Annotated in this window: 23 protein-coding genes; 18 read left to right on the forward strand and 5 right to left on the reverse strand. The window is 39.0% G+C overall.

Annotated features, from left to right (window positions below):
- Nucleotides 1-39: 39 nt before the first annotated feature.
- The 11 genes from AW165_RS00390 (at nucleotide 40) to alr (ending at nucleotide 10,007) form a co-directional block, all read left to right on the forward strand.
- Complete coding sequence (locus AW165_RS00390; protein ID WP_002119677.1) at nucleotides 40-795, forward strand: RDD family protein; 756 nt, start codon at nucleotides 40-42, stop codon at nucleotides 793-795.
- Between the two features lie 316 nt (nucleotides 796-1,111).
- On the forward strand, nucleotides 1,112-2,164 hold the full coding sequence (gene cyoA / locus AW165_RS00395) for a ubiquinol oxidase subunit II (RefSeq protein WP_002119579.1): 1,053 nt from the start codon (nucleotides 1,112-1,114) through the stop codon (nucleotides 2,162-2,164).
- Nucleotides 2,165-2,167: 3 nt separating this feature from the next.
- A complete protein-coding gene (gene cyoB / locus AW165_RS00400; RefSeq protein WP_005068497.1) occupies nucleotides 2,168-4,159 on the forward strand; it encodes a cytochrome o ubiquinol oxidase subunit I in 1,992 nt (663 codons plus the stop codon).
- A gap of 4 nt (nucleotides 4,160-4,163) precedes the next feature.
- Nucleotides 4,164-4,784: a cytochrome o ubiquinol oxidase subunit III gene (gene cyoC, locus AW165_RS00405; RefSeq protein WP_016140562.1), complete on the forward strand. Its 621-nt coding sequence runs from the start codon at nucleotides 4,164-4,166 to the stop codon at nucleotides 4,782-4,784.
- Nucleotides 4,784-5,113 (forward strand): cytochrome o ubiquinol oxidase subunit IV, encoded by a 330-nt coding sequence (locus AW165_RS00410; RefSeq protein ID WP_000094534.1) that lies wholly within the window; start codon nucleotides 4,784-4,786, stop codon nucleotides 5,111-5,113. The genes cyoC and AW165_RS00410 overlap by 1 nt, the downstream gene beginning before the upstream one ends.
- A gap of 10 nt (nucleotides 5,114-5,123) precedes the next feature.
- Nucleotides 5,124-6,002: a heme o synthase gene (gene cyoE, locus AW165_RS00415; protein WP_002119614.1), complete on the forward strand. Its 879-nt coding sequence runs from the start codon at nucleotides 5,124-5,126 to the stop codon at nucleotides 6,000-6,002.
- A gap of 181 nt (nucleotides 6,003-6,183) precedes the next feature.
- Nucleotides 6,184-6,567 (forward strand): 30S ribosomal protein S6, encoded by a 384-nt coding sequence (gene rpsF / locus AW165_RS00420; RefSeq protein WP_002119610.1) that lies wholly within the window; start codon nucleotides 6,184-6,186, stop codon nucleotides 6,565-6,567.
- A gap of 11 nt (nucleotides 6,568-6,578) precedes the next feature.
- Nucleotides 6,579-6,806 (forward strand): 30S ribosomal protein S18, encoded by a 228-nt coding sequence (rpsR, locus tag AW165_RS00425; RefSeq protein WP_000090661.1) that lies wholly within the window; start codon nucleotides 6,579-6,581, stop codon nucleotides 6,804-6,806.
- A gap of 8 nt (nucleotides 6,807-6,814) precedes the next feature.
- Nucleotides 6,815-7,261: a 50S ribosomal protein L9 gene (gene rplI, locus AW165_RS00430; RefSeq protein ID WP_000382591.1), complete on the forward strand. Its 447-nt coding sequence runs from the start codon at nucleotides 6,815-6,817 to the stop codon at nucleotides 7,259-7,261.
- Between the two features lie 197 nt (nucleotides 7,262-7,458).
- Complete coding sequence (gene dnaB / locus AW165_RS00435) at nucleotides 7,459-8,904, forward strand: replicative DNA helicase (RefSeq protein WP_002119718.1); 1,446 nt, start codon at nucleotides 7,459-7,461, stop codon at nucleotides 8,902-8,904.
- Between the two features lie 32 nt (nucleotides 8,905-8,936).
- On the forward strand, nucleotides 8,937-10,007 hold the full coding sequence (gene alr, locus AW165_RS00440) for an alanine racemase (RefSeq protein WP_060464673.1): 1,071 nt from the start codon (nucleotides 8,937-8,939) through the stop codon (nucleotides 10,005-10,007).
- Between the two features lie 59 nt (nucleotides 10,008-10,066).
- Here the strand turns inward: alr and AW165_RS00445 are convergent, their stop codons facing one another.
- From AW165_RS00445 to AW165_RS00460, 4 genes are read right to left on the reverse strand one after another with little or no spacing between them, the layout of a single operon-like run.
- Entirely contained in the window at nucleotides 10,067-10,801 is a 735-nt protein-coding gene (locus AW165_RS00445; protein WP_002119721.1) for a proteasome-type protease, read from the reverse strand.
- A gap of 16 nt (nucleotides 10,802-10,817) precedes the next feature.
- The gene (locus AW165_RS00450; RefSeq protein ID WP_060464674.1) at nucleotides 10,818-11,597 is read right to left on the reverse strand and encodes a transglutaminase family protein; all 780 of its coding nucleotides are present in this window, start codon (nucleotides 11,595-11,597) and stop codon (nucleotides 10,818-10,820) included.
- Nucleotides 11,598-11,599: 2 nt separating this feature from the next.
- Nucleotides 11,600-12,196: an alpha-E domain-containing protein gene (locus tag AW165_RS00455; protein ID WP_057070485.1), complete on the reverse strand. Its 597-nt coding sequence runs from the start codon at nucleotides 12,194-12,196 to the stop codon at nucleotides 11,600-11,602.
- A 22-nt stretch (nucleotides 12,197-12,218) separates the two neighbouring features.
- Nucleotides 12,219-13,769 carry a circularly permuted type 2 ATP-grasp protein gene (locus AW165_RS00460; RefSeq protein ID WP_060464675.1) on the reverse strand — a complete coding sequence of 517 codons (1,551 nt, stop codon included), beginning with the start codon at nucleotides 13,767-13,769 and terminating at the stop codon, nucleotides 12,219-12,221.
- A gap of 225 nt (nucleotides 13,770-13,994) precedes the next feature.
- On the opposite strand from AW165_RS00460, the gene AW165_RS19910 reads away from it, so the two are divergent.
- Nucleotides 13,995-15,002, forward strand: coding sequence for a helix-turn-helix transcriptional regulator (locus tag AW165_RS19910; RefSeq protein WP_002119763.1), 1,008 nt, complete (start codon nucleotides 13,995-13,997; stop codon nucleotides 15,000-15,002).
- 373 nt (nucleotides 15,003-15,375) lie between these two features.
- Here the strand turns inward: AW165_RS19910 and mnmG are convergent, their stop codons facing one another.
- Nucleotides 15,376-17,256 (reverse strand): tRNA uridine-5-carboxymethylaminomethyl(34) synthesis enzyme MnmG, encoded by a 1,881-nt coding sequence (gene mnmG, locus AW165_RS00470; protein ID WP_017385460.1) that lies wholly within the window; start codon nucleotides 17,254-17,256, stop codon nucleotides 15,376-15,378.
- Nucleotides 17,257-17,488: 232 nt separating this feature from the next.
- Here mnmG and AW165_RS00475 point away from each other — a divergent pair, with 232 nt between their 5' ends.
- The 6 genes from AW165_RS00475 to purD all read left to right on the forward strand — a co-directional run bounded on the left by AW165_RS00475 (nucleotide 17,489) and on the right by purD (nucleotide 23,356).
- The gene (locus tag AW165_RS00475; RefSeq protein ID WP_060464676.1) at nucleotides 17,489-17,719 is read left to right on the forward strand and encodes a hypothetical protein; all 231 of its coding nucleotides are present in this window, start codon (nucleotides 17,489-17,491) and stop codon (nucleotides 17,717-17,719) included.
- Nucleotides 17,720-17,873: 154 nt separating this feature from the next.
- Complete coding sequence (gene prmA, locus AW165_RS00480; RefSeq protein WP_002119634.1) at nucleotides 17,874-18,779, forward strand: 50S ribosomal protein L11 methyltransferase; 906 nt, start codon at nucleotides 17,874-17,876, stop codon at nucleotides 18,777-18,779.
- A gap of 12 nt (nucleotides 18,780-18,791) precedes the next feature.
- Complete coding sequence (locus AW165_RS00485) at nucleotides 18,792-19,637, forward strand: zinc-ribbon and DUF3426 domain-containing protein (protein WP_002119660.1); 846 nt, start codon at nucleotides 18,792-18,794, stop codon at nucleotides 19,635-19,637.
- Nucleotides 19,638-20,013: 376 nt separating this feature from the next.
- Nucleotides 20,014-20,283, forward strand: a complete 270-nt coding sequence (gene fis / locus AW165_RS00490) for a DNA-binding transcriptional regulator Fis (RefSeq protein WP_001086304.1) — start codon at nucleotides 20,014-20,016, stop codon at nucleotides 20,281-20,283.
- 85 nt (nucleotides 20,284-20,368) lie between these two features.
- Nucleotides 20,369-21,943, forward strand: coding sequence for a bifunctional phosphoribosylaminoimidazolecarboxamide formyltransferase/IMP cyclohydrolase (gene purH / locus AW165_RS00495; RefSeq protein WP_060464916.1), 1,575 nt, complete (start codon nucleotides 20,369-20,371; stop codon nucleotides 21,941-21,943).
- 126 nt (nucleotides 21,944-22,069) lie between these two features.
- A complete protein-coding gene (purD, locus tag AW165_RS00500; RefSeq protein ID WP_002119643.1) occupies nucleotides 22,070-23,356 on the forward strand; it encodes a phosphoribosylamine--glycine ligase in 1,287 nt (428 codons plus the stop codon).
- Nucleotides 23,357-23,663: the final 307 nt, after the last annotated feature.

Raw genomic sequence — 23,663 nt, forward strand, 5'->3', positions numbered from 1 at the left:
TGGGTCTTTTTTCATCTTTAGAATAGAGAATTTTTATTTATGCAAATTTACTTGGCACGTAATAATCAACAAGCTGGGCCTTATACTTTAGAACAAGTAAATCAAATGTTGGCTAGCCAACAAATTTTGTTAACTGATTTAGCTTGGCATGAAGGCATGACAGAATGGAAAGCTTTAGGAGAATTAACCCAAGGTAAACTTGTATATCAACCTATCGGTTATTCTGTACCTACAATAAATACGAATACATCAACTAATGAAACTATTCGTCAAATTCGTGTAGAACCTAAAGTTCATGAACTTGCGTCTATTCCGGCTCGGGCTTTAGCAAAAATTATTGATTTATTGCTTTGGTTACCAATCGCTGCAATTCCTTCTTTTTTCTTTAATGAAGCTCAATATAAGCAATTATTCGAGTTACAAAAACAGATGCAATCTGCAGAAGTCGCATCGACTAAAGCTGCAGAATTGCAACAACAACTTTTTACTTTAATTCCAATAGAAGCTTGGCATTCAATGCTTCTTTACGTCGTAATTATGCTTGCAATTCAAGCCGTTCTTTTAACAAAGTTTGGTCAGAGTATAGGTAAGAAAATCGTTGGAATTAAAATTGTAGATGCTGAGGACAATAGCAAGGTTAATTTAACTCGCATCTTCTTATTAAGAAGTATTGTTTTTATCATATTAAACTTACTGTTTATGCCGATCAGTACAATTATTGACTATGCTTTTGCATTAGGACAAAAGCGACAAGCTTTACATGACAAAATTGCAAGAACAAAAGTGATCAAATGATAGTGAATGACTCATTCATTTAATGTCTAAAAAAAGAGGAGGCACCCTGCCTCCTTTTTTCTATAGTGAGTTGATATTTAAATAAAAGCTCTATTGAAATTAGATACCCTACAAAAAAAATCGGGTTTTAAAACAATTATTTCAGCCTACTTTATGTATAGCTTAGTTTGTCGATATGAGGCATAATGCCCTACAACGTAGCGGTGTCATATAATTGAGAAGTCTAAATTTAAGGATTAGCGTTCTCAATCATGCGACACTTTAATCGCTATCCCATATTTAATTAGGGAATGGGACTCTTCACCGAGGTTGTAAAATGAGACAAACGATTTTAGCTGTATTGTCTTTATCAACGCTTGCTGCACTTTTGACTGGGTGTGGTGGTGATATGGTACTTCTAAACTCTAAAGGTCCAGTTGGTCAAGGTCAAAGTGACCTTATGATGACTGCGATCTATTTAATGTTACTTGTGGTGATTCCTTCAATCATCATGGCATTATGGTTTGGTTGGAAATATCGCGCGTCAAATAAAGATGCAGACTATAAACCTACATGGGCACACTCAACTGCAATTGAAGTTGTAGTATGGGGTATCCCTGTCATTATTATTGGTATTTTAGCTTGGTTAACTTGGTGGGGTTCCCACAAGTATGACCCATACCGTCCTTTAGAATCAGATAAAGCACCTTTAACTATTCAAGTTATTGCTGAACAGTTTAAGTGGATCTTTATTTATCCTGAACAAAACATTGCAACAGTTAACGAAGTACGTTTCCCTGAAAAAACTCCGTTAAGCTTTAAAATCACTTCTAACTTTACAATGAACTCATTCTTCATTCCACAGTTAGGCGGCCAGATTTATGCAATGGCAGGTATGCAAACTCACCTTCATTTGTTAGCAAATGAAACTGGTGTATATCGTGGTTTCTCTTCTAACTACTCAGGTTACGGTTTCTCTCAAATGCGTTTCAAGGCGCATAGTGTTACAGAGCAACAATTCAACGAATGGGTAGCAGCGGTTAAAGCAGGTAATGGTTCAACCATTAACCCAGAAGCAGTTCAAAAAACTACGCTTGACCAAGCTGAATTGGCAACCTTACGTGATGGTAACCGTTCTAAGCATCAGATCGAGCATTTAGTAAATCGTGCTAAAGCTGCTGGTGATGAAAAAGCAGTTGCTGAAGCTGAAGCTATGAAACCGTTCCCGACTAAGCCACACCCTGTGACTTATTACTCTACTGTTGAGCCTAAATTGTTTGAAACAATTATCAACCACTATATGAGTAACTATCATGGTGTTGACCACTCTGCTGAACACGCAACAGCTGACACTCATGCTGCAGCTGAACACGCTGCTCAAGGGGAATAAGACATGGATATGATTTTTGGTAAACTGGGTTGGGACTCTATCCCGACAGAGCCAATCGTACTTGTCACCATGGTCCTTATGGCAATTGGTGCAATTGCAGTGCTTGGCGGTATCACCTATTTCAAAAAATGGGGATATTTGTGGAATGAGTGGTTTATTACGGTAGACCATAAAAAGATTGGTATCATGTATATCATCGTATCTGTTGTCATGCTTCTGCGTGGTTTCGCCGATGCGATCATGATGCGTTTACAACTTTTCCTCGCTAAAGGCGGCGGCGAAGGTTATCTACATCCTGACCACTACGACCAGATCTTCACCGCACACGGTGTAATCATGATCTTCTTCGTAGCAATGGGTCTCGTTGTAGGTATGATGAACATCTCTGTACCTTTACAGATTGGTGCTCGCGACGTTGCTTTCCCATTATTGAACTCTTTAAGCTTCTGGCTATTCGCTGGTGCTGCTGGTTTGATGATGCTTTCACTTGTATTAGGTGAATTTGCTGCGACTGGTTGGATGGCTTACCCTCCTCTATCTGGCATTCAATATTCTCCTGGTGTAGGTGTTGACTACTATATCTGGGCACTTCAGGTTTCTGGTCTAGGTACGCTTTTATCTGGTGTTAACTTCTTCGTTACCATCATCAAAATGCGTGCACCTGGCATGAAATTAATGGACATGCCTATTTTCACATGGACTTCACTTTGTACGGCTGTATTAATCATTGCATCATTCCCTGTATTAACAGGTACACTTGCAATGCTTACTCTAGACCGTTACTTCGGCTTCCATTTCTTCACAAATGAGCTTGGCGGTAGCCCAATGCTTTATGTGAACTTGATCTGGACATGGGGTCACCCTGAAGTATATATCTTGGTATTACCAGCATTTGGTCTATACTCAGAAATCGTTGCAACCTTCTCTCGTAAAGCGTTGTTCGGTTACAAGTCTATGGTGTATGCAACTATCGCGATTACTGTTCTTGCGTTTGTTGTATGGCTTCACCACTTCTTCACCATGGGTGCTGGTGCGAACGTTAACGCGTTCTTCGGTATCATGACCATGGTTATTGCGATTCCTACTGGTGTGAAAATCTTCTCTTGGTTATTCACCATGTATAAAGGTCGCATCACCTTTACTACTCCAATGTTATGGACGCTTGGCTTCCTTGTAACATTCGGTATCGGTGGTTTAACTGGTGTTCTTATGGCTGTTCCACCTGCGGACTTCTTGGTACACAACTCATTATTCTTGATTGCTCACTTCCATAACGTAATTATCGGTGGTGTGGTGTTTGGTATGTTTGCCGGCATCATTTACTACTGGCCAAAAATGTTTGGTTGGAAGCTCAACGAAGCATGGGGTAAAGCTGCATTCTGGTTCTGGTTCTTCGGTTTCTATTTTGCATTCATGCCACTTTATATCCTTGGTTTCATGGGTATGACTCGTCGTTTGAATACATATGACAACCCTGAATGGGATCCGTACCTTGCGATTGCATTATTTGGTGCTGTTCTTGTTGCGATTGGTATTGCATGTTTCTTAATGCAAATCATCGTTGGCTTCTTACAACGTAAAGACAACATGGACCTTACTGGCGATCCATGGGATGCTCGTACGCTTGAATGGGCGACCTCTTCCCCTGCTCCGTTCTATAACTTTGCGCATGAACCAGATGCAAGCGGTATCGACCGTTTCTGGACTGACAAAGAAAATGGTGTAGCATACGCACGTAACACTAAATATGAAGACATCCACATGCCGACTGATCGTGCTGCTGGTTTTGTCATTGCAATGTTCATTACTCTTCTTGGCTTTGCACTCATCTGGCATATTTGGTGGCTCGTTGTTGTTTCATTCGTTGCAGCTGTTGTTAGCTTGATCGTAAGCTCATTCACTAAGAATGTTGATTACTACGTTCCTGCTGCTGAAGTTGAGCGTATTGAAAACGAACGCTATGCTTTACTTGAAAAACACTTGAAGAAGGACTAAGGAAATGGCTGAAGTACTTCATCACGACAACCACGGCCATGACGGTCATCATGAACATGATGATACTGATTTAACGGTTTTTGGTTTCTGGACATACTTGATGAGTGACTTGATTCTTTTCGGATCACTCTTCATTGCGTTCGCTGTATTAAGCAGTCATGTTCCAGCAGGGACTCCAAGTGCATATGACCTATTCCATGAATCATTAGGCTACGTGTTAACTGAAACATTTGCCTTATTGATTTCATCGGTAACTTTCGGTTTTGCTGTACTTGCATCTTATAAAAAGAATGTAAATCAAGTGATCACTTGGTTATTTATTACATTCCTTTTTGGTGCGACCTTCATCGGTATGGAACTCTATGAATTCCATCACCTTGTAGAAGAAGGTCATGGTCCAACTCACAGTGCATTCTTATCATCGTTCTTTACTTTGGTTGGTACACACGGTATCCACGTAACTTCTGGTTTAGTGTGGATGCTAGTATTAATGTATCAAATCAAAACTAAAGGTTTGACTTTACCGAATACACGTCGTCTTGCTTGCTTAAGCTTGTTCTGGCACTTCCTTGACATCGTTTGGATCTGTGTATTCAGCGTCGTTTACTTACTGGGAGTTCTCTAATGAGTAGTCATGAGCATAATGCTGCTGGTGCGTCACACGGTAACTTTAAGCAATACACTGTTGGATTTATCCTTTCTGTTATCCTCACCATCATCCCTTTCGGGATGGTGATGGCGGGTGGTTTCAGTCGTGGTCTTTTAGTTACAGTGATTGCAATCACTGCGGTTGCTCAGGTTCTTGTACAGCTTGTGTACTTCCTACACATGAATACATCATCTGAACAACGTTGGAATATGATTGCATTCATCTACACAATCCTATGTATCGCCGTACTTTTAATCGGTTCTGTGTGGATTATGAATTACCTTCACTACAATATGATGATCTAAACTGATTGTCATGTTGAGAAAATATCTATTCCTGACTAAACCAGGAATTCTCTTCGGTAATTTCATTACCACCTTGGGCGGCTTTTTCTTAGCCGCCCAAGGCTCTATAGACATCTTATTATTACTTCTCACCCTACTTGGAACAACTTTAGTTGTGGCTTCTGGGTGTGTGGTTAATAATGTTATAGATCAAGATATTGACACAAAGATGCAGCGCACACAAAACCGCGCACTTGTTAAAAAAACAATCTCTCCTACTGTTGCGCTGATATATGCATTAGTACTTGGAGTAATTGGTTTTAGCATTTTGTGGTTCGGTGTAAATGGTTATGCATTTTTGTTTGCAATGATTGGTTTCATTGTCTATGTCGGTTTTTATAGTTTGTGGACCAAACGTACTTCAATCCATCAAACCGTCATTGGTAGCATCTCCGGAGCGAGCCCTCCTGTTATTGGTTATACAGCAGTGACTCATCAATTTGATGTGGCAGCCCTGCTTTTGTTTTTAGCATACGCTTTATGGCAAATGCCTCACTCTTGGGCAATTGCAATTTATCGTTTTGATGATTACAAAAATGCGGGAATTCCAATTTTGCCTGTAGCACGTTCTATTTATCGTACAAAAATTGAATGTGTAATCTATATCCTATTATTTGCAGCTGTTTTGAATGGGTTATATTGTTTTGGCTATACCAATGTATTCTTTTTAATTACCTTTAATGCTTTGACTGCATATTGGTTATATTTATCAGTTATTGGATTTAAAGCCGAAAATGATCAATTGTGGGCTAAACGTTTTTTCCTCTACTCGGTTATATTAATTACCCTGTTAAGTTTGAGCTTTAGCTTTACCTATCAATCCCCTGCTCCAAATCTTCCTCTCTTTTAAACAAGAGAGGATTTCCTCTTTATAGTAAAGAAGTTTTACTTTTCTGATCAAAAGATTTGTTTTTAGTCGAACTTTTACCTATAATTCAGCCTTCGCAAATTTTGCGACATAACTTATTAAGTTATGACTCCTTGCTTCTAATTTTTTTATTAGGGGCTGTTTAAACCGTAAGGAGCTGACAATGCGTCATTACGAAATCGTACTTTTGGTACACCCAGACCAAAGCGATCAAGTTGTAGGTATGGTTGAACGCTATATCTCTCAGATCAAAGAAGCTGAAGGTCAAATTCACCGTTTAGAAGATTGGGGCCGTCGTCAATTGGCTTACCCAATTAACAAAATTCACAAAGCGCACTACATTCTTATGAATGTTGAATGTGGTCAAACTACGCTTGATGAGTTAGAAGAATTATTCCGTTATAACGACGCTATCATTCGTAACCTTATCATCCGTCGTGAACACGCAATCACTGAAGAGTCATTGCTTGCTAAGAGTGCTGAAGAAAAGCGTGCGCGTAAAGCTCAACGCGAAGAAGCACAGCAAGTTGCTCAAGAAGCTGAATAAGGAGAACATCAATGGCACGTTTTTACCGTCGTCGCAAGTTCTGCCGCTTTACAGCTGAGAATGTTGCGTACATCGACTACAAAGATATCGACACTTTAAAACAGTACATCACTGAAAACGGCAAGATTGTTCCTAGCCGTATCACTGGTACTAAAGCTCGTTATCAACGCCAATTAGCACTTGCTATCAAACAAGCTCGCTATTTGTCTTTGATTCCGTACACTGACAACCATAAGTGAGGTGATCTGTGGACGTTATCTTATTACAACGCATTAAGAACCTTGGTAAATTAGGCGATAAAGTATCAGTTAAAGCTGGTTACGGCCGTAACTTCCTTATCCCTCAAGGTAAAGCAGTTGCAGCTACTGAAGCTAACACTGCTGCTTTTGAAGCTCGTCGTGCTGAACTTGAGAAGCAAGAAGCTGAAGTTTTAGCTGCTGCTCAAGCACGTGCTGAACAATTGAATGAAGTTAACATCGTTATCACTGCTAAAGCTGGTGACGAAGGTAAACTCTTCGGTTCTATCGGTACTCGTGACATCGCTGACGCATTAACGAATGCTGGTCTTACAGTTGACCGTGCAGAAGTTCGTTTACCAAATGGCGCGCTTCGTCACACTGGTGAATTCAACATCGCAATCCAATTGCACCATGATGTTGTTGCAGAAGTTCTCGTTACTATCGTATCTGAGTAATTTCTCATCAAAAAAAGAGCATGCTTTTGCATGCTCTTTTTTTATGTTTCAAATTTTAAAATAAGATATATTAATTCCTGATCAGTTCTTCAGTTTAATTGGTTTTTTAATTAGGTAGTTTATTTAATTTTGTTTTAAGATAGTTCTCGGCTTTACAGCCTCTTTGTGTACACCTTTCTTTATCATCAGGTCTAATTATGTCTCAGGCGAATGCCACTTCTTTAGCGCTTTCATCTCCAACAGAAAATAAAACGAGTGAATCAGGCCAACTTAAAGAGTTTCGCACTCCCCCACACAATTTAGCTATTGAACAAGCTGTTTTAGCAGCCCTGATGACAGTTGCCGAATCTTTCGAACAAGTTAACGATGTACTCAAAGAAAATGATTTTTACGCGACTCGCCATAAATATATTTTTCGTGCAATCGAGAAATTAGCACAAGAAAACTCACCCTATGATGCTGTCTTAGTAAGTGACTGGCTCTTAAAACAAAATTTACTTGATGCTATCGGTGGCGAAGAATATTTAATGCAGCTCATGGCTGACTCACCTTCAAGTTTCTATAACTTAGAAACTTATGCCACTAAAATTAAAGAATTTTCTACGCTTCGTAGCATGATTAAAGTTAGTACTGAAATTTTACAAAATGCTTATGACACGAAAGGCCGCGGTGTTAGTGAAATTTTAGACTTAGCTGAAACAAGTATTTTCTCATTAGCAGAACAGCACAATAACAATAAAAAAGATGCTGGTCCTAAATCTATTAGCTCTGTTACCGCAGACGTAATTAGTAAGCTTGATGAGCTTTCAAAATTAGATGGCAATATTACAGGTTTAACGACTGGCTTCTTAGAACTTGATAACAAAACATCTGGTATGCAACCTGGTGACTTAATTATTGTTGCTGCACGTCCATCGATGGGTAAAACTACTTTTGCCATGAATCTGGTTGAGAGTGTTTTGCAATATAATAAGTTACCTGCTCTGGTCTTTTCAATGGAGATGCCAGCAGACTCGATTGCGATGCGTCTTATTTCCGCAATGGGTAAAGTCCATCAAGGACATTTACGTTCGGGGAATTTAGATGCAGATGAATGGACCAAGGTGACTGGTACAATTTTGCAGCTTCAGCAAATGCATCTATATATTGATGACTCATCTGCCCTACCTCCAACTGAACTTCGTGCCCGTGCTCGTCGTGTTGCCAAAATGCATGATGGTAAAATCGGTTGCATCATGGTCGATTACTTGCAGCTCATGAAAGTCCCGGGCATGGGTGATAACCGTGTAGGCGAGATCTCGGAAATTTCACGTAGCTTAAAAGCATTAGCGAAAGAGATGCAATGTCCTGTTATTGCACTTTCCCAGCTTAACCGAAGTCTGGAAAACCGTCCAAATAAACGCCCTGTAATGTCCGACTTACGTGAATCCGGAGCGATCGAGCAGGATGCCGACTTAATTATGTTTATTTACCGTGATGAGGTTTATAACAAAGAGTCAAAAGAAGCCGGCACTGCAGAAATTATTATTGGTAAGCAGCGTAACGGTCCAATTGGTTCAGTTCGTCTTGCTTTTGAAGGTCAATATACTCGATTTAGTAATCTCTCTCCTGAGTATTACAGCCAATATGATGATGAAGAATAAGCTCTATCTCTAGCCCAAAGGAGTAAATGAGGGTGCGCCAAGCAACAGTTTATATTGACCGCAATGCAATTCAATATAACTTAAACCGTGTCAAACAACTTGCAACAAATTCAAAAATTGTAAGTATGGTAAAAGCCAATGCTTATGGACATGGAATCAAAGACTGTTTAGCAGCCTTAAATGCATCAGATGCCTTTGGTGTCGCCTGCCTACAAGAAGGTCTGGAAATCCGTGAACTCGGATTTCAACAACCTGTTACTTTAATTGAAGGGGTATTTTCTGAAGATGAAATGCCAATTGCGATTAAACAAAAATTTGAATGTGTCATTCACCATCAACAACAGTTTGAATGGTTGATTAAACACAAACAAGCATACATCAGCCAAGGCTTAAAAGTCTGGGTTAAACTTAATAGTGGGATGAACCGGTTAGGTTTTAAAAATCCAGAAATTATTGAAGTTATTAAGACTTTAAAATCTGAAGGATTTACTTGTGTACTTACGATGCATTTCGCAAATGCAGATGTAGACCATCTACTTAACGAGCAACAAAAACAACAATTTCTACAAGTTAAACAAGCTTGTGATCCAGTTTTAGCTTCTTGCTGTAACTCTGCTGCTATTTATAAATGGCCAGAGTTACATTTTGATTATGTTCGTCCAGGTATCATGCTTTACGGCGCCTCGCCTTTTGCAGATCAAACAGTTCATGATCTTGACTTAAAACCAGTGATGACTTTTTCAGCAGAAGTGATTGCACTCAACCATATTCAAACTAATGAACATGTCGGTTATGGGTCTACTTTTTGTGCAAAGCAAGCAATGGATATTGCAATTGTTTCTATAGGTTACGGTGATGGTTATCCACGAGCTTATATTAAACAAAACTATGTCGCTATCGATAAACAACTCTGTGCGGTTGTAGGGCGCGTGAGCATGGATATGATTGCAATTGACGTGACGGGCAAGCAAGTAAAATTAGGCACTCCAGTTGAACTCTGGGGTCCACATCGCTTAGTTGATGATGTTGCGGATGCTAACGGAACGATAGGATATGAATTACTCTGTCGCTTAAGTAATCGCCCCACTCGTAAAAGCACTTAAATAATAAAATATAAAAAAATCCAAGCATGCTTGGATTTTTTTATGTAAACATTCAAAATTTATCGCCAGTAATCATCTGTAGGCTTTGGCATTTCCTGTAATCCCCGACGAAGAGTATCTGACCATTGTTTACTAATCTGTGAGAAATAAGGATCATCTTCGGTAATTCGTTTTCCCATGGGAATAACAAAGCTATCTTTAATGTAGACCAATGCATCGAGTGGTAAGCCAACAGAAACATTTGAACGCAAAGTCGAATCAAAAGAAATCAGGCTACAACGTAATGCGTCGTCTAGTGGCATTGCATAATATAAAGCTCGATCCAGAATAGGCTTTCCATATTTACTTTCACCTATTTGAAAATAAGGTGTATCTGTAGTTGCGCAAATGAAATTGCCTTGTGGATAGACATTATAAAGTTGCATGTCACCACCCTTAATCTGCCCACCCACCAAAATACTACAGGCATAATTCATTTGTTCTTGGGTGTCCGAACTAATATCCTCTAAAACAGTTTTTAAGGTTTTGCCAATTAGTTCAGCCGCCTCAAACATCGTATTAACACTATATAGATTAGGCTCTTGCTGCAAAGTCAGGGCATTTTGCAAATGACCTATAACAGCTTGTGTTGTTGCTAAGTTACCTGCAGTTTGCAAGGCGATAAAACGTTCTCCGGTAACGCCGAAAGTATGCAGTTTTCGGAACACAGAAATATGGTCAACTCCTGCATTGGTTCTTGTGTCACTAATAAACACCAAACCTTGTTCCAATCTTAGCGCACAACAATAGGTCATTTCATTCTCTTTACATTCAACATGCCAACACTTGAACCACAGACATCATATTCTCAACTCCACCTTGCTCTCTTACGCCACGAATAGGTGCCACATCAAGATAGTCACGTCCTACTGCAAGGTAGATATGATGTTTGGGTGTAAACAACTGATTGCTTACATCAAAACAATACCACTGATTTTCTAAAAATACCTCCGCCCAAGCGTGACTGGCCAGGTGCGGATAGTTTTGATCAAATAGATAACCAGAGACATAACGTGCAGGTAATTGTAGCGCACGACACATCGCAATTAAAATGTGAGCATGATCTTGGCATACACCTTGACCCGCATGAAATGCTTCAATCGCAGTTGTCTGAACCGAAGTACTTTCAGGCTGATAAAGTATTTTTTGCAAGATATATTCGCTTAATAACGCAATATGCTGTCGATCCTTGACCACTACAATATTTTTGGCAAAGTCCAACATTTCCGAATCACATCGAGTTGCACCTGTCATCTGCAAAAACAAATTTATAGGTGTAGAGAGATCTACACAACCTAGTTCTACATTTTGAAGCTCAACAATTCCTTGGGCCATAAATGTAAGATGTTGGTATGGATAACGCTGACTAGCCGTCATCCATACATTGTTAAATATATCTCTCTTTATTGTTTTATCACCCGGCACGCTAATTGCCCAATTCATAACATGTTGGTGAGGCGATGTTTGAGGCATCATTTTAATATACTGAATGCTGTTCCGAGCAGTTTCAGTATAGCTATAATGCGTTTGATGATTAACCATCAATTTCATAATCAGCCCTCAAACATATTTTCCAACTGCTGTGTAAAAGTATAATAAGCGTCCCACGTAAGTTGCTGCTTGAGTGCTTGCCAATTTTCATTTATATTTTCCCAATTCAAATTAGCGAGCTGTTGCACCACAGTATCTAGCTCTGATATGAGAACAGATAAATCTTCACCAAAACGCAGTTCTATATCAAATTGCTCTATTTTTTGGCCTAAATGCAAAAATAAACGAACATCTTCATGTTCCGCTTCTAGTATTTGTGTGCATTGTTCGACTGCTTTACTCAATGCATCAGGTTGAGCTTGAAGCGTATTAATCACATTATTTAATTCTGCATAAGCATGTGATGACAAAATACCTCTTAGTTCCTGAATATTATCTTTAGCAATAATGAGCTGGTTCAGTAATGAAAATGTTTGCTTCTTGTCTAACATATAGTGATTTAGTAATTCAGCATTTTCTATGACCAAACCAAATGCTGCTGCAAATCTTGTTGCTTTCTCATCTTCTGTAAAGGGTAAATGAGAGGCTGCAAATTTAACTCGCATCAAATATCGACCCAACCAATATATTTGATGCGCACTCGAATTGAGTAAAACCATAAAGTTCCTCTTTAACCCACAATCAGGAATGTAATGTTTCAACAACCCATGTATCTTTTATACCGCCACCTTGAGATGAATTTACGACCAAAGAGCCAGCTTGCATAGCTACACGTGTTAAACCACCAGGTACAATCTCTGTACGATAAGGTGAGCTCAACACAAATGGACGCAAATCAATATGACGTTCCGCTACTCCGCCTGTTGTTAAAGTTGGAGCGACAGATAAAGCTAAGGTAGGTTGTGCAATATACATATGAGGCATCGCAATCAATTTTTTTCTAAAGTCATCAATTTCGCATGAGCTTGCTTTAGGTCCAATCAACATGCCGTATCCGCCCGAACCTTGTGCTTCCTTAACGACTAATTGATCAAGATTAGAGAGTACGTAATCTAAGTGTTCTTCTTTACGGCACTGATAAGTGGGTACATTTTTTAGAATTGGTGTTTCATCTAAATAATATTGAATCATTTGATCTACATAAGGATAGATAGATTTATCATCAGCCACACCCGTTCCAGGTGCATTTGCAATCACAACATTTTTTTGCAAATAAGCAGACATAAGACCTGCTACACCTAAAGCACTGTCTGATCGAAATGCTAAAGGATCTAGAAAGTCATCATCTAAACGGCGGTAAATTACGTCTACTTTTTGACGCCCACGAATAGTTTTGACAAATACTTGATCATTTTCTACAAATAAATCCCGATTTGTAACTAATGGCACATCCATTTCACGCGCTAGAAAAGCGTGCTCATAATAAGCACTGTTAAAACGCCCTGGTGTTAGCACCACAATAAAGGGTTGATCTGCAGAAGAATTTTCTTGCAATATTTCTTTTAAAAGTTTTGGATAATGCTCAATCCCCTGTAAATTATTGGCTGTACATAGCTCAGGCATTAATTTCTGGCTAATATTTCGGCTCTCAATCATATAAGACACCCCAGATGGTGTTCTCAAATTATCTTCTAATACAAAAAACTCCCCTTCACCATCACGGATAATATCGATCCCACTAATTTGTGAATAAATTTTTCCTTTTAAAGAATGTTTAAGCATATGAGGTTGGAAAGCATCATTTCCCATAATTTGTTCTTCGGGAATGATTTGTTCTTTTAAAATATGCTGTCCATGATAAATATCATCTAGGAAATAATTTAACGCTTTAACACGCTGTGCACAGCCTGAGGCAATTTTTTCCCATTGTTTTTTCTCGATAACTCTTGGAATTAAATCAAAAGGAATAGTGCGCTCCGTTCCTTCTTTATCACCATAAACATTAAAAGTAATCCCATGATAAAGAAAATGCTGTTTTGCTTGGGTATTTAACTCCTTTAACTCATCTAAAGTACGGATGCTTAACCATTGTTCAATTTTTTTAGAAGCTGCACCATTTGACGTTACATCATCAAGCATCTCATTAAAGAACTGTGATTTAAGTTGCTCAAAGAGATTGGTTTGCACAGAAATATGTTCTAAAAAAGAGGTTGGGTTAATGAGTGCTGTTGTTGTCTGCTCTTGTATAAAAAAATCATTATCTAGATGTAATTCATGCTCTTGTTCTGACATAACCACCTCGTCTTATCATTTATCTATATTTCATTTTTAAATAAGCAATTTCAGTGCCACTTATATATCTGTAATACTTGTACGGCATCATTGTTATAACTTTCTTCTAAATCTTATCATCGTTTGCCCAATGGGCTATAAACTGAATCTGACAAACTTGCTAAATCTGTAAAGATTTTTTATTGTGTTGACACCAAAGCAATTGGATATAGATGTATTACGCTTATGTCTGTAATAGAAAAAGAAACTTCGAATAGTTTATATCGCCAATGGCAGATCTTGTCTCGCCTACCGACCGGCAAATGGATCGGGACTCGAGAATTGCAAGAAATGCTTGAGCGTGAAGGTATTGATATTAGTTTAAGGACTATTCAGCGTGACTTAAATCAAATTGCTCAGCGTTTTCCGATAGAGAGCAATAAAGCCGTACCTCAAGGCTGGCGGTGGCAATCCGATGCACCTATTCAAAGCTTACCTCACATGACAAGTTCTCAAGCGGTAACCTTTATGATGGTTGAGGAGCACCTTAAACACCTCCTTCCTCCGAGCCTGCTTGATGAGATGGGACCATGGTTCGATTTGGCCAAACGTAGCCTTTCTACACAAAATAATGTGAGACAGTGGATTAACCGTGTACGTATTGTTCCAGCAAGCCAACCGTTAATTCCGCCTGTAGTTGACCGAAATGCTCAACAAGCAATTTATGAAGGCTTGCTCCAAGACAAGCAAATAGAATGTGTTTATCGGGCACGGGTCAATCAGGGTGAAGACAGAACTTATGTTTTAAATCCTTTGGCTTTGGTACAAAAAGGTGCAGTCATTTATTTAATTTGCACACGACATGACAAAACTGAAGTGCAAACATTTGCTCTGCACCGTTTTAAATCAGCAAAAGTATTAGACAGTCGAGCACTGCATCCAGTTAATTTTGATATTGATCATTATATTGACTCAGGGGCTTTAGGCTTTAGAGTGGACTATAACCAACCAACTGAATCAATTCAGCTCACCTTAACCATGACAGAGCAAACTGCGAAAACCTTTTATGAAAGTCAGTTAAGTAAAGACCAAACGATTACTCCGCTTGAAGAAAATATTGTAGAAGTTTCAGCGACCGTACCTTTTACATCTCAACTAGTATGGTGGCTACGTAGTTTTGGTAAGAAATTACTGCATATTGAGCCAGTACAAGTACACAATGCTGTGCGAGAAATTGAAACTGAGAATAAATAGATATAAAAAAGAGAACCATAAGGTTCTCTTTAGATTTTGAATTATAATTTTCTTAATTTTATATTGTTCTTATTTTTTACTTGTTTTCAGACCAATGTGTTCTCCCCCACCAAAACTGATCTACTCTTTCTTTTGCGCTATTTTGAACATGAGCATTGGCATGCCATTTCATATCCATTGTAGCGAATTGATTTCATTGTCATGGTTAAAGCCCTCTTGTTTGAACGTGAATTCAATATAACTGGCGGCTTAAAATATGTGAAATAATAAAAAAAGGAAGCGAAATCTCTTTTCTTCCTTAGGAAGTTTCCATATATTTTTTGAATAGAAAATAAAAAAGCCCAATAAATGGGCTTTTTGTACATTTAAATGATTAAGCTGTTTTCTTAATCATATTGTTTTTACGAATTGTGATCATTACGAGTTGAACTGCTGCTGGCGTAACACCAGGAATACGGCTTGCTTGAGCTAAAGTTTCTGGAAGAACTGTTTTTAACTTCTGCGTGATTTCACGTGACAACCCAGACACGACATCATAGTCAAAGTCGGCAGGAATTTTAGTTTCTTCAAGACGCTTTAATTGAGCAACATCTTCATGCTGACGGTTAATGTAACCTTCATATTTCACAGCAATTTCAATTTGCTCCCCCACTTGTTCTGAAACTTCAGAACCAGTAAGTTCAGCAATTTGACCGAAGGTGATATTAGGGCGCTTGAGCAAATCAATCGCACTACATTCCTTACTCAAATCAGCACCCGTCATTTCAACGAATTTTTTACCCATAGGGTTATTTGGTGCTGCCCATAAATGTTGTAAACGAGAGGTTTCACGCTCAACCGCTTCCATTTTTTCGCAATAAGCAGCCCAACGAACATCATCAACCAAACCAAGTTCACGACCAATAGAAGTTAAGCGCTGATCCGCATTATCTTCACGCAACATCAAACGATATTCAGCACGTGAGGTAAACATACGGTACGGTTCTTTAGTACCTAACGTGATGAGGTCATCAACCAACACACCCATATAAGCTTGGTCACGTTTAGGCGTCCATTCTTCTTGCTCCCACGCACGACGCGCAGCATTTAAACCTGCAAGTAAACCTTGGGCACCAGCTTCTTCATAACCTGTTGTACCATTAATTTGACCAGCAAAGTACAAGCCATTAATCGCTTTAGTTTCAAGTGTAAATTTCAAAGCTTGCGGATTGAAATAATCATATTCAATTGCATAGCCCGGACGTAAGATATGAGCATTTTCCATACCACGAATTGAACGTACAAGCTCGAACTGAACATCAAACGGTAAAGAAGTCGAAATACCGTTTGGATAAAGCTCGTGTGTATCTAGACCTTCTGGTTCCAAGAATACTTGATGTGAGTCTTTATCAGCGAAACGGTGAATCTTATCTTCGATTGATGGACAGTAACGCGGACCTACACCTTCAATAACACCGGTGTACATTGGTGAGCGATCTAAACCACCACGAATAATATCGTGGGTTTTTTCATTTGTATGGGTGATATAACAGTTTACTTGCTCAGGGTGCATAGAAGCATCACCCATGAATGACATCACTGGAGATGGGAAATCACCCGGCTGCGGAATCATGACTGAAAAATCAACTGAACGTGCATCAATACGTGGCGGAGTACCAGTTTTTAAACGTCCCACTGGTAATTTTAATTCACGTAAACGTTGAGCAAGTGCAATAGAAGGAGGATCTCCTGCACGGCCACCGCTTGATTTTTCTAAACCAACGTGGATTACACCACCCAAGAATGTACCTGTAGTCAACACAACAGTTTTAGCATCAAAGCGAATACCCATTTGGGTAACAACACCTTTAACGGTATCGCCTTCAACAATCAGGTCATCAGCTGCTTGCTGGAAAATGTCAAGATTTGCTTGATTTTCCAAAGTATCACGGATAGCAGCTTTATAACGCACGCGGTCAGCTTGAGCACGTGTTGCACGCACAGCTGCACCTTTACGCGAATTTAAAATACGGAACTGAATACCACCTTTATCGGCAGCCAGAGCCATTGCACCGCCAAGTGCATCAATTTCGCGTACTAAGTGAGACTTACCAATACCACCAATTGCTGGGTTACAACTCATTTGGCCCAAAGTCTCAATGTTATGGGTCAAAAGCAAAGTCTGTCGTCCCATACGCGCAGCAGCAAGGGCCGCTTCCGTACCTGCGTGACCGCCACCGATAACGATAACATCATAAACTTTAGGATAGTGCATGAGTACAAAAACACCAGAAAAAAAAGACGGAACATTATAGCAAAATTATCTGCTTATTGATGTACATAATTACAAAATTGTCTTCACATAATTTACGCTATGCCACATGATTTGACATTTTGTTTCATGAATTCAATACAAAGTGAATGTTTTTAAAATTAATTCATCTTAGAATAAAAAATGTACAGCACTTCTATGACTTTAAAATTAACGCAAAGAGAAGGAATACAAAATGAAAACGACCATGTTAAAAATCTTAACTGCATCTCTAATTTGTTTTTCAGGCGTAACTTTTACCCATGCTGCTGACACGAGCAAAGCCGAAACGCAAAAACAAATTCGAGTCTGTGCAAAAAAACAGCAAGGTGAATGGGTTTCTTACAATCACAACGGTGTAATCTTTAACGGTACTTGCCAACCAAACGAAAATGGCAAGTTACAATTTAAGGCCCCTGCTCCTTAATCTGTTTTGACATAGGTATAGAAGAAGTCATTTATTTTCCGCTATATCTCATCAGTATTTTCAAAGACGGTCCATTAAAGATGGGCCGCTTTCTTTTTTAAAATGGTCTAGTCCGCTACAATACGCCTTTAAATAAAATTTTTAGGTCCTTTTCGTGAAGTGGTTACAAATACACATTACCGTTGATCAAGAACAAGTTGAGTTCACAGAAACACTTTTAATGTCTCTAGGTGCGGTAAGCGTAACGCTGGATGATGCTGAAGATCAGGCTTTACTTGAACCATTACCGGGTGAAACACCTTTATGGAACAAAGTTATTGTGACAGGCATCTATCAACAAGACGAACAAGACCCAATTGATGTCGACACTTTAGAAGCTTTCTTAAAAGCTCAACTTCCAGATGTTCCTATGCGTCATGAAGAACTTGAAGATCAAGTGTGGGAACGCGCGTGGATGGATTACTATGAGCCAATTCAGATTGGGGAAAAGTTCTGGATTGTGCCTGAATGGCTAGAGCCCCCAGAAGCGGACGCAACTAATATTAAGTTAGATCCAGGTCTTGCATTTGGTACAGGTAACCACGCAAGTACTTTCCTATGCTTACAATGGCTGGGTAAAACTGACGTTAAAGATAAAATCGTGATTGATTATGGCTGTGGTTCAGGAATTTTAGGCGTAGCAGCTTTATTATTAGGCGCTAAAAAAGTATACGCTACCGATATTGATCCTCAGGCTGTTTTAGCAACAAAACAAAATGCAGAGCTCAATGGTGTATTAGATCGACTATATGTAGGTCTTCCTGAAGAGTTTGATCAAGAATTCAAACCTAAACAAGCCGATGTTTTAGTTGCAAACATTTTAGCAGGACCTTTAATGATGCTTGCGCCTGAATTTGCAAATTTAATCAAATCTGAGGGCGAGTTCGCACTTGCTGGTGTGATTGAAGAGCAAGTTGCTGATGTTTCACGTGTTTATTCTGAATTTTTTGATATATTAGATGTCGAAAAGCGCGAAGAAAACTGGTGTCGCATTTCAGGAAAACGTAAAACAATAAATTGAGATTTTTAACTCATGAATGAAAAACAAACCCGCTGCCCTAAGTGTTTAACAGTTTATAAAGTATCTCTTACTCAATTGACTGTTGCTCAGGGTATGGTTTGTTGCCCTAAATGTAATTCAAGCTTTAATGCCTTAACCCATCTAATCAATATTGAACAGCCAGTTATGGTCAACTCAACGACATTAGCCAATGGCTCAATGCAGACGAGATATATGACGCATTCTCATGTATTAGATATCTTTGACCAAAAAGTAGAAAACTCTAATATTGATCTTTTAACTTATCTCAACAACTTAAATTACTTTCACAACGAACCTATTAATGCTCTACCAAACCTTAATTTAGCTGAGCAGGCATCCCCACAAGAACAAGAAAACAATAAAAAGCATAGTTGGCTTTACTATACGCTCTGGAGCTCTGCCAACCTTATTTTAATTTTAGTTTTTACTTTTCAAATTCTCTGGTTTAACCCTAAGCTCATGCATGCAAGCCCAACCGTTAGCCATGCTTTTAATTACGTTTGCCAAATACTACACTGCAACAAATCAGCAGAACTTTATCAACTTATCTATATAGAAAAGTTAAAAGTCCGCAAGATCGATGCGAACCATACCCAGTTCTCAGGCATATTGCTCAACCAGAATGATAAAAGTATTGAGCTTCCTAATCTAAAGTTGATTTTTGCAACAGAGCCAGACAAAACAGAGGAAATCATATTAACTCCTCAACAATATTTAGTTGAAAACCTACGGGGTATTCAACGCATTCCATCAAACACTCCTTTCCGATTCCAATTTGAGCTAAACAAAAGCAAAAAAAGGCTAGTAAATTATCGATTAGAAATTGTCCACCCCTAAAATGTAAAAAAAGTGAAAAAAAAATAAAAAAAAATGCAGTTAATTTGCTCACTTTTTCCTAGACAATGGTATGATACGCGCCACGAAAGCTTTGACTCATATACTCCTCGCTCTCAATCCAAAAAAAATACTGTTAAGCATGTGTGCTTTTCTACTTTAAGCGCATAGCCTAACTTTTTTTGTTTTTGAGGGGGCTGTAACAAATATTTAATTATTGTTACGCTTATTTTTTATTCAATACGAAGAAATATGGCAAGCTAATTGTTCTTATGTTTTAGAGTCACTGTTTTAGGATCTAAAACAGGACTCCGTATTTTTAGACCACATTTATATACTACTTTACCCAAGCTAGTATTTGATTTTCGGATTAACTCGCATGAATAGCAAATCTCCTATTTTTACTGCACAATCTGATGTTGCTCTTCGCATCCACGTGGATCGCGCAGTTCGCCATTATTTTGCACAATTGCAAGGTGAGCAACCATCTCAGGTATATGACATGGTGCTAGCAGAAATGGAGAAACCTCTTTTATCTGTAGTTCTTGAATATACACGTGGTAATCAAACGCGTGCTGCAGAAATTCTTGGACTCAACCGTGGCACTTTACGTAAAAAGTTAAAAGCTCACGGTTTAATGAGTGAATAAATGATAAAATGCTCACGACGTCGTGGGCATTTTTTTATGCTTATTGGTTTTAATCCGTAGACTTGAAATTGTTGAATTAAACATCATGACTATTAAACGTGCTTTGATTTCTGTATCTGATAAGACAGGAATTGTCGAATTTGCTCAAAACCTTGCAGCTCTAGGGGTAGAACTATTATCTACAGGCGGCACATATAAGTTGCTTAAAGATAATAATATCGCGGTTGTAGAAGTATCTGAACATACTGGCTTCCCTGAAATGATGGATGGTCGTGTTAAGACATTACATCCAAAAATTCATGGCGGTATTCTTGCTCGTCGCGGTTTAGATGAAGCAGTTATGGAAGAACACAACATCGATCCGATTGATCTTGTTGTTGTAAACCTTTATCCATTTGCTGCAACCGTTGCAAAACCTGACTGTACTCTTCCTGATGCAATCGAAAATATCGACATCGGTGGTCCTACAATGGTTCGTGCAGCTGCTAAAAACCATGCTTCAGTAGGTATTGTAGTTAATGCTTCTGATTACGATACTGTAATTAATGAATTAAAAACTGCTGGTTCACTTTCTTATGAAACACGTTTTGATTTAGCAGTTAAAGCATTTGAACATACAGCTCAATACGACGGCATGATCGCTTCTTACTTAGGCGCTCGCGTTGGTAAGACCGAAGGTGAAGCTGACTTATTCCCTCGTACATTCAATACTCAATTGAACAAAGCACAAGATTTACGTTACGGTGAAAACCCACATCAATCGGCTGCTTTCTATGTCGAAGCTAATGCAAAAGAAGCATCAGTTTCTACTGCAAAACAGTTGCAAGGCAAAGAATTGTCTTATAACAACATTGCAGATACAGATGCTGCACTTGAATGTGTTAAATCATTCGCAAAACCTGCTTGTGTCATCGTGAAACATGCTAACCCTTGTGGTGTTGCGGTTTCTTTAGACGGTATTAAAGCTGCTTATGATTTAGCTTATGCGACTGACCCAGAATCTGCTTTTGGCGGTATTATTGCATTCAACCGTGAATTAGATGTTGCAACTGCTAAAGCAATTGTAGAGCGTCAATTCGTTGAAGTGATTATTGCTCCAAGTATTGCTGATGGCGTGCTTGAAGTTACTGGCGCTAAGAAAAATGTACGTGTTTTAGTATGTGGTGAGTTACCTGCAATTGATGCACGTGCCCCGCAACTTGACTATAAACGCGTAAATGGTGGCTTACTTGTTCAAGATCAAGACTTGGGCATGATCACTAAAGATGATCTTAAAGTAGTTACTAAGCGTGCGCCAACTGAGCAAGAAATTGATGATCTTATCTTTGCTTGGAAAGTTGCGAAATACGTAAAATCAAACGCAATTGTTTATGCTAAAAACCGCCAAACTATTGGTGTAGGTGCAGGTCAAATGAGTCGCGTTAACTCAGCTCGTATTGCTGCCATTAAAGCTGAACATGCTGGTTTGGTTGTTGAAGGTGCTGTAATGGCATCTGATGCATTCTTCCCGTTCCGTGACGGTATTGATAATGCTGCTAAAGCTGGCATTAAATGCATCATTCAACCAGGTGGTTCTATGCGTGATGAAGAAGTAATCGCTGCAGCAGACGAAGCTGGTATTGCAATGGTGTTCACTGGTATGCGCCATTTCCGTCACTAATTTAAATTTAGTCCTCCCTAATAACCCTCCTTTTATTCAGGAGGGTTTTCCACAATAATGGAGCTAAACTCCACCTTGAGGAATAGAGGGGGATGAAAAGGATTAAAGTTAAGGAACAAATTAAAAATGAATATTTTAGTTTTAGGTAGTGGTGGTCGTGAACATGCTTTGGCATGGAAAATCGCGCAAGATACCAAAGTTACTCAAGTTTTCGTTGCACCGGGAAATGCGGGAACTGCAACTGAAGACAAATGCGTTAATGTTCAGCTTGATATTTTAGACAACCCTGCAATTATCGCTTTTGCTAAAGAAAATAATGTTGAACTTATTATTGTTGGTCCAGAAGCACCTTTAGTGAATGGTGTGGTAGATGCTGCTCGCGAAGCAGGTCTAAAAATTTGGGGACCAACTCAATATGCTGCGCAGCTTGAAGGCTCAAAGGCATTTGCTAAACATTTTTTAAAGCGTCATAACATTCCAACTGCTTTTTACGAAGTATTTACGGAAGTTGATGCAGCTAAAGCTTATGTTGAAAAAAATGGTGCACCAATTGTAATTAAGGCAGACGGTCTTGCTGCTGGTAAAGGTGTAATCGTTGCAATGACCAACGAAGAAGCTTTTGCAGCAATTGATGACATGCTTGCAGGTAACAAATTTGGTGATGCTGGTTCACGTGTTGTAATTGAACAGTTCCTTGCAGGTGAAGAAGCTTCTTTCATTTGTATGATTGATGGTAAAAACATTTTACCAATGGCAACTTCACAAGATCACAAGCGTATTTTTGAAGGTGACCAAGGTCCTAATACTGGTGGTATGGGTGCTTACTCTCCTGCTCCGGTGGTAACTTCTGACATTTTCGAACGTGTTATGACCGAAATCATGCGTCCAACTGTTGAAGGTATGGCTGCTGACGGACATGTCTACACTGGTTTCTTATATGCTGGCTTAATGATTGATGAACAAGGTCAACCACGTGTGATCGAGTTCAACTGTCGTTTTGGTGATCCTGAAACTCAGCCAATCATGATGCGCTTAAAGTCATCTCTTGTTGAATTGGTAGAAGCTGGTATTGCTGGCAATTTACCAAAAGAAGCAGAATGGGATGAGCGTAAGTCAATCGGTATCGTACTTGCAGCCGAAGGCTATCCTGATAGCGTACGCAAAGGTGATGTAATTTCAGGTATTGGACAATCACCTGAAGATACTAAAATTTTCCACGCAGGCACTGCAACTCGTGAAGATGGTCACATCGTGACTTCTGGTGGTCGAGTTCTTTGTGTAACTGCGCTAGGCGACAGCGTGCTTGAAGCACAAATTAATGCACTTGAAGTATGCGGACAAGTGACCTTTACAGGTATGCAATATCGTAGTGACATTGGCTATCGCGCAATTGCTCGTGAAAAAGCTGAATAAAAGTTAATAAAAAAAGCTTCCTAAGTAGGAAGCTTTTTTTTATTTTGTACCCCAGCATAAGAAAATAATATAAATTTTTTATAAGATTTATTAAGATATCAACAAATAGAAAAAAGCCCTCTATATCAACTACATTTTTATTGCTATCATTAGTACATAGTTGTAACTGTCATCAGACACTGCTGTTTTAATAATTTCCATAAAGACTTGCTCTACAAATTATGCCTGTAGAGAGTTTTTTAATATTCTAAATTTATGAATGCTCGTTTGGCTACTGTTGGGGATGAACTGTTTGGGGAAACAGTTT

Source organism: Acinetobacter sp. LMB-5 (assembly GCF_001541635.1).
Lineage (GTDB): Bacteria > Pseudomonadota > Gammaproteobacteria > Pseudomonadales > Moraxellaceae > Acinetobacter > Acinetobacter pittii.